Raw genomic sequence first — 12,256 nt, forward strand, 5'->3', positions numbered from 1 at the left:
ACCCTGATCATCCCACCCCTGCCGACGTCCCCGGTGCCGGCGACCAACGACCGGCGGGCAGTGGTGGGGCGCGGTCAGGGTGCGCCGTGGTGGGTGCTGCGGACCTCGTACAACTTGGGGTCGCTCTGCTCGACGAGCGCGCCGATCTCGGCCAGGTGCGGACGGGCCTCGGGCATCCGGAGCATCGCCTGGAAGTGCGCGGCGCTGTCCCACTGCGCGTAGTTGACCACGCGGGTGCCGTCGTGGCTGGCGTGGACGTTGGCGGACCGGAATCCCGGCACGGTGGCGAAGAAGGCCCGGGTGGTCCGGTCGAGGGCCTCGACCAGTTCGGCCTGTCGCCCGGGCGCCACGGTGAACATGTTGATCAACGTGACCAGGTCGGCGTCGGTGCTGATCACGGTCTGCGGGGTGGTCGACATCGTTCGTCCTCGTCAGCCGGAGGTGTCGGTCGGAAGGGGGAGACCCCGCAGGGTCTCCTTGCCGGGTGCACCGCGACGCTGACGATCACCCTAGTGGACCCCCGTTCGCGCCACCTCTGCGTCCGCTCGCCCCTCCAGCCCTTCTCGAGCGTGGATCGTGGTGGTGGACGGCCCCGGGAGCGGCCATCAGCCACCACGATCGGCGGTCGGAGAAGACGCCGAAGGGGCGCCCCGGTGACCGGGACGCCCCTTCGGGGACAGGGTCAGGACAGGCCGAGCTCCGCCTCGAAGTTGCCGGCCTCCAGGCGCTCCTTGACCGCGACCAGGAAACGGGCCGCGTCGGCGCCGTCGATCAGCCGGTGGTCGTAGGAGAGGGCCAGGTAGACCATCGACCGGACGGCGACCACCTCGCCGAGCTCCGGGTCGTTCACCACGACCGGACGCTTGACGACCGCACCGGTGCCGAGCATCGCCGACTGCGGCGACGGCACGATCGGGGTGTCGAAGAGGGCACCCCGGCTGCCGGTGTTGGTGAGGGTGAAGGTCGCCCCGGCGATCTCGTCCGGGCTGATCTTGTTGGTCCGGGTGCGCTCGGCCAGGTCGGCGATGCGCTTGGCCAGACCGCCCAGGTTGAGGTCACCGGCGTCGTGCACGACCGGCACCATCAGGCCCCGCTCGGTGTCCACCGCGATGCCCAGGTTCTCGGACTTCGGGTAGGTGATCGTGCCGGCGTCGAGGTCCATGCTGGCGTTGACCACCGGGTACGCCTGGAGCGCCTCGACCGCCGCCAGCGCGAAGAACGGCAGGAAGGACAGCTTTACGCCGTGCCGCGCCAGGAATGCGTCCTTGGCCCGGGCCCGCAGCTTGGCGACCTTGGTGACGTCCACCTCGACCACGGTGGTGAGCTGCGCCATCTCGTGCAGCGACTCCTGCATCCGCTTGGCGATGACCGCGCGGATCCGGGGCATCTTCTCGGTGGTGCCGCGCTTGGCGCTCGGCTGCGCCTTCGGCTGGGCCGGGGCGGCCGGAGCCTGCGCCGGGGCGGCGGGCGCCGGAGCGGCCTTGGCCGCCTTGGCCTTCTCCGCCGCGTCCAGCACGTCCTGCTTGCGGATCCGGCCACCGACACCGGTGCCGCTGATCGAGGAGAGGTCGACGCCGTGCTCGGCAGCCAGCTTGCGTACCAGCGGGGTCACGTAACCGGCGGCCTCCTCGCCGCCGCCCTGCGCCGGGGCGGACGGACGCTGCGGGGCGGCCGTCGGGGCGGCCGGGGTCGCCTGCTGCTCGGCCTTGGCGGGCTGCGCCGCCTTCTCGGCCTCGGCGGACGGCTCGTTGTAGGACAGGCCCGGAGTCGGCTCCTGGACGGCCGGCGCGGCCTTCGGCTCCGGCTTCGGTTCTGGCTTGGCCTCGGCCTTCGGTTCCGGCTTGGCCTCGGGCTCGGGCTTCGGCTCGGGCTTGGCCTCGGCCGGGGCGGCACCGGCCGCGCCGACCACCGCCAGGGTGGCACCGACCTCGGCGGTCTCGTCCTCGGGAACCTTGATCTCCAGCAGGGTGCCGGCGACCGGCGACGGGATCTCGGTGTCGACCTTGTCGGTCGAGACCTCCAGCAGCGGCTCGTCGACCTCGATGCTGTCCCCGACCTGCTTCAGCCAGCGGGTGACCGTACCCTCGGTGACGCTCTCGCCGAGCGCGGGCATCTTCACCGGGGTGCCCTCGCCCGACGGCGCCGGGGCGGCCTCGGCCTTCGGCTGCTCCTGCTCCTTGGGCTGCTCGGGCTCGGGGCCGGTGCCCTCGGCCGCGGCGGTCGGCTCGGCCTTCTCCGCCGGGGCCTCCTGCTCCTCCTGCGGCGCGCCCGCGCCGCCGCCGGCCTGCTCGCCCTCACCGGCGATGACGGCGAGTTCGCTACCGACCTCGGCGGTCTCGTCCTCGCCCACCACGATCCGGCTCAGCACGCCCGCCGCCGGGGACGGGATCTCGGTGTCGACCTTGTCGGTCGAGACCTCGAGCAGCGGCTCGTCGACCTCGACCGTGTCGCCCTCCTGCTTGAGCCAGCGCGTGACGGTGCCCTCGGTGACGCTTTCGCCGAGCCGGGGCATGGTGACCGATACCGGCATCTTTCAAGACTCCTTCGTAGCCTGGGTACGGATCCTCGCCCGCTTGCCGCCGGACGTCGCGGATGTGGGTGTGGTCAGGCGTGTGCGTGCAGCGGCTTGCCCGCCAGGGCGAGGTGCGCCTCGCCGAGGGCCTCGTTCTGGGTCGGGTGGGCGTGCACGAGCTGCGCCACCTCGGCCGGGTAGGCCTCCCAGTTGTAGATGAGCTGCGCCTCGCCGATCAGCTCACCGACCCGGGCGCCGACCATGTGCACGCCGACCACCGGTCCGTCCTCGACCCGGACCAGCTTGACGAAGCCCGTGGTCTTGAGGATCTGGCTCTTGCCGTTGCCACCCAGGTTGTAGTTGTAAGTCTTGATCTTGTCAGCCCCGTACTGCTCCTTGGCCTTGGCCTCGGTGAGACCGACCGAGGCCAGCTCCGGGTCGCAGTAGGTGACCCGGGGGATGCCCGCCTCGTCGATCACGGTGGGGTTCCGGCCGGCGATCTCCTCGGCGACGAAGATGCCCTGCTGGAAGCCGCGGTGCGCGAGCTGGAGACCGGGGACGATGTCGCCGACGGCGTAGACGTTCGGCACACCGGTGCGCAGCCGCTCGTCGGTCAGCACGTACCCGCGGTCGATCTTGACGCCCTGCTCCTCGTACCCGAGGTCGGCGGTCACCGGGCCGCGGCCGACGGCGACGAGCAGCAGCTCGGCCTCGACGGTCTCGCCACCGGCGATGGTGACCTTGACGCCCTTCTCGGTCTTCTCGACCTTCTCGAAGGGCTTGCCGACCTTGAAGTTGATCTTCCGCTTGCGGAACGCCCGCTCCAGCGCCTTCGACGACTCCTCGTCCTCGGCGGCGACCAGTCGGGGCAGCGCCTCGATGATCGTCACGTCCACCCCGAAGGACTTCCAGACGCTGGCGAACTCGACGCCGATCACGCCGCCGCCGAGCACGATCGCCGACGCGGGCACCCGGTCCAGGGTCAGCGCGTGGTCGCTGGTGATCACCCGCTCGCCGTCGACCTCCAGGCCGGGCAGGCTACGGGCGTACGAGCCGGTGGCCAGCACGACGTTGCGGCCGGTGTACCGCTTGCCGTCGACCTCGACGACGTTCGGCCCGACCAGCCGGCCGGCGCCGGACACGAAGGTGATGTTCTTGGAGCCGCCGACCAGGCCCTGGAGACCCTTGTACAGGCGGGCGACCACACCGTCCTTGTACGAGTTGACGCCGGCGATGTCGATGCCGACCAGCTCGGCCTTGACGCCGAACTGCTCCGACTCGCGGGTGCTGTCGGCGATCTCCGCCGCGTGCAGCAGGGCCTTGGTCGGGATGCAGCCGTTGTGCAGGCAGGTCCCGCCGAGCTTGCCCTTCTCGATCAGGGCGACCTTGAGGTCCAGCTGGGCGGCGCGCAGCGCCGCCGCATAGCCGCCGCTGCCTCCTCCGAGGATGACAACGTCGAAGGTCGCGTCGTTCGGCTCGCTCACACTCAACTCCCAGGTCGCGTCGCTGCTACGAGGGTCATGCCAGGAAAAGGGCATACTCGCCTCGGTCATCTTGTCACCTGCCCTCGCAGGGCGCGTACTGAGGTGCTCAACGACACGTCGAGGACACGTACGCTTGGCGGAAGCCTTCTCGAGACGGCGGGTGGAGGGGATGGCCGGTGGCCCTGTTCCGACGACGACGCAAGCCCAGCGGTGGTGACTCGGGTCCGGGGCGCGCGGCCAGTCGCGCCGACCTCGAACACCTGGAGAACTTCGTACGGACCAGACGCGGGGTCGAGGCGTTCATCGAACCGCAGACCACCGTCACCGAGACCACGGTGATGCTGATCGCCGACGACGGGGAGTGGACCCGCCGCCGTATCGACTCACCGGAGAACGCCCGCCGCTTCGCCCACCGGCTCGCCATCCCGATCTACGACGTGCGCCTGGTCGGGTACCCGCAACGGATGCGCGACTTCAACGAGCGCCGTAAGCGCCGTCCCGAGCTGTACTGAGGCGGAGTCGTGCCGGCCCGGCCCGGCGGCGCTCCGGCCGCGCCGGGCGGTGCCATGTGCGGGGCGTTGCCCCGGGTGTGTGGGCGGTGCCGTGTGCGGGGCGGTGCCCCGGGTGTTTGCAGGGGTCCCCTGTTACTCGAAAAGCGGTAACAGGGGACCCCTGCTACCACCTCAGCCCTCGGTGGCGATGTCCTCGACGAGCTGGACGAGGGTCCGGACCGGCACGCCGGTGCCGCCCTTGGTCCAGTAGCCGGTCGGCTCGCCCGAGTGGTAGCTCGGACCGGCGATGTCGATGTGCGCCCAGGCCACGTCGTCGGTGACGAACTCACGCAGGAACGTGCCACCCTGGAGCATGTGCCCGGCGCGGTCCATCCCGGCGTTGACCTGCGAGATGTCGGCCACCTCGGAGTCCATGCCCTTGCGCACGTCGTCCGGCAGCGGCATCGGCCAGGCCGGCTCGCCGACCGCGTCGCCGACCGTCCGCACCCGCTCGCAGAGTTCCGGCGTGCCCATCACCCCGGCGACCCGCTTGCCCAGCGAGATGACCTGCCCGCCGGTCAGCGTGGAGGTCTCGAAGAGGTAGTCGCAGCCGTCGGCGCAGGCCCGCGCCATCGCGTCGCCCAGGACCATCCGGCCCTCGGCGTCGGTGTTGAGCACCTCGACCCGCTTGCCGTTGAACATGGTGATCACATCGCCCGGCCGGTACGCCGTACCCGACGGCATGTTCTCCGCGATCGGCACGTACGCGTTCACCGCCACCGACGGCTTCAGCGCCGCGACGGCCAGCATGGTCGCCGCGACCGCCGCCGCGCCGCCCATGTCGGACTTCATCTCCCACATGCCCTGCGACGGCTTGATGGAGATGCCGCCGGTGTCGAAGGTGATGCCCTTGCCGACCAGCGCGATCCGCTTGCCGGTCGCCCCGCCCTCCGGGGTGTACGTGATCTTGACCAGGCGCGGCGGGGCCTCCGAGCCCTGTCCGACCGCGATGATGCCGCCGTAGCCCCCCTCGGCCAGGGCCGTCTCGTCGAGCACCTCGACGGTCAGCCCGGCCGCCCGGGCGGCCTCGGCCACCGTGTCGGCGAAGGCCGGCGGACGCTTGTCGTTGGGGGCGGTGTTCACCCAGTCCCGGCTGAGCCGGACCGCGCCCGCCACGGTGGTCGCGCGGACGATCTCCGCCTGCGCGGTGGCGTCCGCGGCGTCCGGCACCGACACCAGCACCTCGGCCACCGGGTCCCGCCGGGTCGGCTGCGGCTTGGTCTTGTAGCCGGCGAACCGGTAGCCGCCCAGCAGCGCGCCCTCGGCGACCGCGCGCAGCGCCGCCGGGGCGTCCGCGTCGTCCGGCAACGGCAGGCTCAGCGCCACCCGGGCGGCGCCGGCCAGCGCCCGGACCACCGATCCGGCGGCCCGGCGCAGCGTCTCCGGCGCCGGGGCGGCACCGGTCGGCTCCGGACCCAGCCCGACCGCGGCGACGAGCGGCGCGGTGATCGTGCCCAGCGTGGCGAGCTTGATCACCTCGCCGGGAGCGCCGGTCGCGCCGAGCAGCGCCAGCGTCTCGGTCAGCTTGCCGTCGAAGGCGGCGGCGATGCTCTCCGCGCCGCTGCCGAGGAGCAGGGAACCGGCGGGGCCGCTGGTGGCGTCCTCGCCGGTCTGACTGTGCACACCGATCACGATCGCGTCGACGGCAAGCTCGGCGGGGTCGGTGTCGACCAGGCTCAGGGTGGTGCTGGGCGATGTCACTGAAGCTACTCCGGGCGGGCCGGGCCGGTCGCGGGTTGCGTCCGGCGGTGGGGGTCTCCGGGGGCAACCTACCCGCCGGGGACAGGGCTGTCCCGCCCGTTGATCGGGCGAGTCCCGCCGATGCTAACCAGCGGCGCGGTCCCCGGTAAGTTGCCACCATGACCGACGTGACCTCCGACGTGACCGCGACCCAGCCGCGTCGTTCCCCGCTGCACGAGCGGCACACCGCCGCGGGCGCGAAGTTCGCCCCCTTCGGGGGCTGGGAGATGCCCCTGGAGTACGCCGGCGGCGGCGTGCTCAAGGAGCACACCGCGGTCCGGGAGGCCGTCGGGGTCTTCGACGTGTCGCACCTCGGCAAGGTGCGGGTGACCGGCCCCGGCGCGGCCGGGTTCGTCAACTCCTGCCTCAGCAACGACCTGGACCGGATCGGCCCCGGCCGGGCGCAGTACACCCTGTGCTGCGACGACGCGACCGGCGGCGTGGTCGACGACATCATCGCCTACCTGCACGACGACGAGCACGTCTTCCTCATCCCGAACGCCGCGAACACCGCCGAGGTGACGCGCCGGCTGCGCGCCGCCGCACCGCCGTCGGTCACGGTCACCGACGAGCACGAGGCGTACGCCGTGCTGGCCGTGCAGGGCCCACGGTCGGCGGAACTGCTGGACGCCCTCGGCCTGCCCACCGGGCACGACTACATGAGCTTCTCCACCGCCACGCTCGACGGGGTGGAGCTGACGGTCTGCCGTACCGGCTACACCGGCGAGCTCGGCTACGAACTGGTGGTGCCCGCCGCGCACGCGGTCGCCGTCTGGGACGCCCTGTTCGCCGCCGGGACGGAGTTCGGGCTGCGCGCCTGCGGCCTGGCCGCCCGGGACACCCTGCGCACCGAGATGGGGTACCCCCTGCACGGGCAGGACCTGTCGCTGGACATCACCCCGGTGCAGGCGCGGTGCGGCTGGGCGGTCGGCTGGACCAAGCCGGCCTTCTGGGGGCGGGACGCGTTGCTGGCCGAGAAGGCCGCCGGCCCCCGTCGTACCCTGCGGGGTCTGGTGGCGGTCGACCGGGCGATCCCCCGTGCCGGCATGGCCGCGCACGTCGGCGACGCCACGGTCGGCACGGTCACCAGCGGAACCTTCTCGCCCACCCTCAAGCAGGGCATCGCCCTGGCCCTGCTCGACACGGCGGTGAACCTGGCCGACGGCGACGAGGTGGAGATCGACGTCCGGGGCCGCCGCGCCCGGATGCGTGTCACTCGGCCCCCCTTCGTCGACCCTTCGGTCCGCTAGCGCCGGTTGATTGGCGAGGAATTCGCCGACATCAAAGCGGTCTGCATCGGATGTGGCTGGATCGGGTTCCTGGGCTTCGGGGCCACCGGCTAGCCCGACGGGGAACGCCGCTGGCGGTGGCGGGATCCGGATCGGGTGGGAGAGCGGGCCGGAGCGGTCACTGGCTGCTCCAGCGCTGGTGGTACCACGAAGCCGGCCTGCCGTCCGCCCGGGTGGGCCGGTCGTCGTCGCGGGCGGTCGGTTCGGTCGTGCCGTGGAAGGTGGCACCGGCGAAATGCGCGATGGCATGGAGAATCTCGCCGCGCGAATGTGGAAAGTGCCGGATGTCGGCAATGGCGAAGCCGCCCAGCGCCGCCGAGCGGGCGAGTTCGTGTGGCTTCTCCGTCTCGGGGTAGTCCCGCATGAACGTTACCGCCAGGACGTGCCCCGCGACGAACACCCGGTCCAGGTGGTGCCACATGATCAGCCTGTCCCCGGTCGCGGTCCGGATACTCAGGCCCCGCCGCGAGAGGGTGACGGTACGTGGCCGCATGGCCAACGCCAGGTGCCCGCTCAGGCAGTCGAACAGTCGGACGGCGGCGAGCAACGCGACCGCCACGAACGCGCTCACGACCGCCAGCGCGCCGAGAGCGGAATCGCCGGGCCCGTCCATCCGCCCTGTCTCGACCGGGCCGACAAAGAGCGCCAGGGCCGCCGGCACCCCCCACCACATGTGCGATCTGTTCGTGAGGGCGCCGATCAACAGCCCGACGGCTGTCGCCCAGATCGTCAGTACGAGGGGTGCCAGGGAACGGCCCCTCGCTCGGACGCCCATCCCGGCGAGCCTGTCGTCAAGGATGCCCAACGCCACGACGATCGCGAGGCTGGCCGCCGCGAAGACGAGAGGTCCCCACTTGATGCGCGCGTCGCGGCGGAATCCGCGTCTCCAGTCGGCGAGGGCGCTGGACGCGAGCATGATCACGAGGACCGCGCCGACCACGTCCCGCACCGGACCGCCGAGCCGGCCGTCCTGCCACCAGGCGAGCGGGTTGCGGTCCCTGACGGTGCCCCATACCCCCAGCAGAAAGCCGCCGAGAGCGAGGGCGAGAACCGCCTGGCCGAATCGACGCCACGGGGTGGCCAGCAGTCTCCAGTGCAGCGGGTGGAGCAGGGTCTGTGGTCGGCGGAGAGTGTCGATCACTGGCTGCGGCGCGGCGTGAGCAGTCTGGACCGCTGGCACGGCGGTGGTGGGCGGCCCGGAGGGCGGGTCGGTACCCGGTGGCGCGCCGGAACCCTCGACCGCGCGGCCGGGGCGCAGGACGAGGTCGGCCGCGAAGTCGGTGTTGCGGCAGGTCGGCCGGGGCAGACCACGGCTACGCAGCTCGATGTGCAGGTGCTTGTACATCCCGTCGAGGGTCAGGTCACCGTCGGCCGGGTCGCCGTCGCGTGCCGGGGGCCCGTCGCGTAGCAGGTCCAGCAGCACTCCGGTGAAGGCCGTGTGGTCGGCGCCACCCGGGGCGATCGCCCATGCGGTGGCGGCGGTCGCGGCGAGCGTGTAGGTGCCCTCGATCTGGGTGTGGTCGGCGACCACGGTTCCGGCGTCGGTGGGGGACATCGCGTTCAGGGAGCGCCCCGCGTAGCAGCAGTCGAGGATGACCACCCGGGTGCGGGCCGGGCTGTCGCGTACCGCCTCGTTGATCCAGGAGTAGGGGATCGCGGTGAACTTCAGACGGTCGGGACGGGAGTCCGTGCCGGGCAGGGCGAGGAACAGCTCACCGTTGTCGTCGAGGAGCCCGTGGCCGGCGTAGTAGACCAGCAGCAGGTCCTCGGCCTCGCGGCACCGGTCGGCGAGGGTGACCCCCGCCTGGTCGGGATGGGGAAGGTCGAGAAGTTGCAGGCATCGATCGGCGGCGACCAGGTCGACCGGGGGCGCCGTGAGCAACCGCGCCAGCTCGGTGACGTTGGCGCGTACCGCGGGCAGGCTCTGCAGCGCGTGCGGCCCGCCCCCGTCGTGGGTCGCCGTGCCGATCAGGACCGCCACCGACCGGCTCGGTTCCGGGCGCTTCACCGCTGTTCCGTGCCGGCCGGGGGCTGGCTCTGCTCCAACGCGCGTACGGTGTTCTCGACGAGCGTGGCCACCTGTGTCAGGTCCCGGACCTGGCGCACCTCCAGCTCCACCGACTGCCCGTCCGCGCCGGTGATCCGCACCGTGACGTCCTCGCCGCGCCGGCTCAACCAACCGGCGATCGCCTGCACCAGGACCGCGAGGGCGCCCCCGCCCCCGACCGCCACCACCAGCACGTCCGTCACGCCCGTCATCGATCCGGCGGGCACCGACGGGTCAGGGGCGACCGCCCAGGTGACCCGCCCCCGCAGCTGGTCCGTCAGGCGCAGCCAGGACGCCAGGGACCGCCGGCCGTCGGCGGAGGGATGGTCCGGATACACCACCAGGGTGACCGTCTCCAGCGGAACTGACACTTCTTCCTCCCGCCCGGCCGATACGCCACACCTTCCATAGTGGCCTATCCCACCCGCCTTGCTGGCAGTCCGATTCGCGACATCGATCGGGCCGGGGGCGGGGCCGGAGGGTTCGCCGGTCAGGGGTGGGGGCGGTCGCCGGAGTCGAGGACCGCCTGGGTCCAGCCGCCCTCGAGGACGCCGGTGGGGCCGAGCAGCGCCCAGTCGACGACGTCCGTCGCCTCCACCACGACCGGGGCGCCGATGCGGACCTCCGGGTCGTTGGTGGCGTCGCTGGCGCTGGTGCCGGCGAGCCGCTCCGGGGTCTCCCAGGAGGTCACCGCCGCCCAGACGAACTCCGGACCGTCGTCACCCGGCAGGCCGTACTTCACCACGAGCTGCGTCTCGGCGGGCAGCGCCCCGGCCAGGAACCGGGCCCGGACGTCCGGCAGTCCGGCCCGGGCGGTGGCCACCGCCTTCGACATGGCGTCGCCCCGGCGGGCGTACCGCACGTCGGGTTGGATGCCGGAGAAGAGCGTGGCGCACGCCGAGGCGAAGTAGCGCCCGGGCGGTCCGGGGTTGCCGGCCGGCGGGTGCAGGCTGAGGAACGAGTCCGCCTCCGGATCCGTCGCCGGGTCCAGTTCCAGCCGCAGCAGCACCGGCGCGGTCGCGCCGTGCTGTTCCGGGTTGCCGTACGCCACCGCGATGTCGTGCCCGGTCACCGTGGTGAGCACCGGCAGTTGGACGAACGCCGGCACCTCCTCGCCGGTCAGCCCGTCGGTCCAGGTCCGCAGCAGCCGGCGGGCCACCCCGGTCAGCACCGCCCCCCAGGCGCGGGTCAGGTGGTCCGGCACGCCCTGGGTCTGCAACTCCAGCAGCCCGAACCGGCGCAGCCCCTTGGTGGTGAACCAGAGTCCGTCGGCGTCGGAGGAGTACGGCACCAGCACCCAGTCGACCAGGCGGATCCGGCCCTGCTCGTCGGGGAGCGACCGCAGCGCGGTCGCCGGGTCGAGGAACTGCAACCCGAAGACGTCCACCACGTCCCCGTCGACGGTCTCGGCGACGGCGGCGGCCACCGCCCGGGCCGCCCACTCGTGGGCCGGCGGCCACCCCGGCCGGTACTCGGCCCGGACCACCACCACGTGCGTCGCCTGGGCCAGCCGCGCCAACTGCTCGCGGGTCGCGCCGAACGCGGTCAGCAGGTCCGGCGGGAGCGCGGGAAACTCGTCGATCGGCCGGGTGTCCACGCTCATCAACGGGCTCGCCAGCATCTGCCGGGCCAGCCCGTACACCGGTTCGGCCAGCCGCCCGGCCAGCGCCGTCACCGCCGTCCGGGTGGCCACCCTCGGCAGGCCGCGCATCGGCGCCAGGTAGGTCGCGGTCAGTGTCTCCGGGACCGGAACGGGCAGGAAGTCGTCCGTGATGAGCAATTCGTCCCCCATCGCCGCGCCGGGTGCTGTCGGGGAAGAACGCTACCCGGCATGGTGAGTCGTCCTCAGCCGGACAGCACGACTCCCAGGTAGACCAGGGTCGTGGCGACCTCCACGCTCGCGCCGAGCACGTCGCCGGTGATCCCGCCGAGCCGGCGTACCAGATGGCGCAGGAGCAGCAGCACGGCGCCGAGCGCGACGGCGACGGCGAGTGGCCCCTGCCACGGGCGACCCGGCACCGCCGCGAGCGCCGGCAGCGCGACGGCGACCGCCCCGGCGGCCACCGCGACCGGCCCGACCGTGCCGGCCACCAGCGCGCCGAGCCCCTCCGGGCGGGCCGCCGGGATCCCACGCCGGCAGGCCAGGGTGACGCCGAACCGGCCGGCGGCGGTCGCGGTGACCACCGCCGCGAGCGCCGCCGGCCACGACCGGGCGGCCAGCTCCGCGAGCACCGCGCTCTGCGCCAGCAGGACGAGCACCAGCGCGGCCACCCCGAACGGCCCCACGTCCGGCTTCTTCATGATCTCCAACGCGGCGGAACCCCGTCGGTACGAGCCGAGCGCGTCGACCGTGTCGGCCAGCCCGTCCAGGTGCAGCCCCCGGGTGAGCAGCGCGCCGGCGCCGACCGTCACCACGGCGGCGACCAGCGGCGGGGCCACCACGGCCAGGCCGAGCAGCACCCCGCCCAGGACCACCCCGAGCACGGCCCCGACCAGCGGCGCGACCGCCATCGCCGTGCCGGCGGCGGCCCGGTCCACCCGACCGGCACGCACCGGCGCGGTGGTGAACGTGGTGACCGCCAGCCGCAGGCCGGCCCCGAGCCGGGACTCAGCCGGCACGGCCGACACCGGGT

The 12,256-nt window shown here is 72.9% G+C and carries 10 protein-coding genes; 2 read left to right on the top strand and 8 right to left on the bottom strand.

Annotated features, from left to right (window positions below):
- Positions 1–74: 74 nt before the first annotated feature.
- From GA0070618_RS18755 to lpdA, 3 genes are all read right to left on the bottom strand, one after another.
- Positions 75–419: an antibiotic biosynthesis monooxygenase family protein gene (locus tag GA0070618_RS18755; protein WP_088982794.1), complete on the bottom strand. Its 345-nt coding sequence runs from the start codon at positions 417–419 to the stop codon at positions 75–77.
- A gap of 263 nt (positions 420–682) precedes the next feature.
- On the bottom strand, positions 683–2,530 hold the full coding sequence (sucB, locus tag GA0070618_RS18760) for a 2-oxoglutarate dehydrogenase, E2 component, dihydrolipoamide succinyltransferase (RefSeq protein ID WP_088982795.1): 1,848 nt from the start codon (positions 2,528–2,530) through the stop codon (positions 683–685).
- A gap of 74 nt (positions 2,531–2,604) precedes the next feature.
- Positions 2,605–4,050, bottom strand: a complete 1,446-nt coding sequence (gene lpdA, locus GA0070618_RS18765) for a dihydrolipoyl dehydrogenase (protein ID WP_172900399.1) — start codon at positions 4,048–4,050, stop codon at positions 2,605–2,607.
- Between the two features lie 122 nt (positions 4,051–4,172).
- Between lpdA and GA0070618_RS18770 the strand changes: the two genes are divergently transcribed.
- Positions 4,173–4,508: a hypothetical protein gene (locus tag GA0070618_RS18770; protein WP_088982797.1), complete on the top strand. Its 336-nt coding sequence runs from the start codon at positions 4,173–4,175 to the stop codon at positions 4,506–4,508.
- 171 nt (positions 4,509–4,679) lie between these two features.
- On the opposite strand, the gene GA0070618_RS18775 is transcribed toward GA0070618_RS18770, so the two are convergent.
- Complete coding sequence (locus tag GA0070618_RS18775; RefSeq protein ID WP_088982798.1) at positions 4,680–6,248, bottom strand: leucyl aminopeptidase; 1,569 nt, start codon at positions 6,246–6,248, stop codon at positions 4,680–4,682.
- Between the two features lie 158 nt (positions 6,249–6,406).
- Between GA0070618_RS18775 and gcvT the strand changes: the two genes are divergently transcribed.
- Complete coding sequence (gcvT, locus tag GA0070618_RS18780) at positions 6,407–7,537, top strand: glycine cleavage system aminomethyltransferase GcvT (RefSeq protein ID WP_088982799.1); 1,131 nt, start codon at positions 6,407–6,409, stop codon at positions 7,535–7,537.
- A gap of 157 nt (positions 7,538–7,694) precedes the next feature.
- Here the strand turns inward: gcvT and GA0070618_RS18785 are convergent, their stop codons facing one another.
- The 4 genes from GA0070618_RS18785 to cobS all read right to left on the bottom strand — a co-directional run bounded on the left by GA0070618_RS18785 (position 7,695) and on the right by cobS (position 12,242).
- Positions 7,695–9,584: a caspase family protein gene (locus GA0070618_RS18785; RefSeq protein WP_088982800.1), complete on the bottom strand. Its 1,890-nt coding sequence runs from the start codon at positions 9,582–9,584 to the stop codon at positions 7,695–7,697.
- Positions 9,581–9,994, bottom strand: coding sequence for an effector-associated constant component EACC1 (locus GA0070618_RS18790; protein ID WP_088982801.1), 414 nt, complete (start codon positions 9,992–9,994; stop codon positions 9,581–9,583). The genes GA0070618_RS18785 and GA0070618_RS18790 overlap by 4 nt, the downstream gene beginning before the upstream one ends.
- Positions 9,995–10,113: 119 nt before the next feature.
- Complete coding sequence (locus GA0070618_RS18795; RefSeq protein ID WP_088985647.1) at positions 10,114–11,403, bottom strand: DUF2314 domain-containing protein; 1,290 nt, start codon at positions 11,401–11,403, stop codon at positions 10,114–10,116.
- A gap of 65 nt (positions 11,404–11,468) precedes the next feature.
- A complete protein-coding gene (cobS, locus tag GA0070618_RS18800; protein ID WP_088985648.1) occupies positions 11,469–12,242 on the bottom strand; it encodes an adenosylcobinamide-GDP ribazoletransferase in 774 nt (257 codons plus the stop codon).
- Between the last annotated feature and the right edge of the window lie 14 nt (positions 12,243–12,256).

Source organism: Micromonospora echinospora, assembly GCF_900091495.1.
GTDB lineage: Bacteria > Actinomycetota > Actinomycetes > Mycobacteriales > Micromonosporaceae > Micromonospora > Micromonospora echinospora.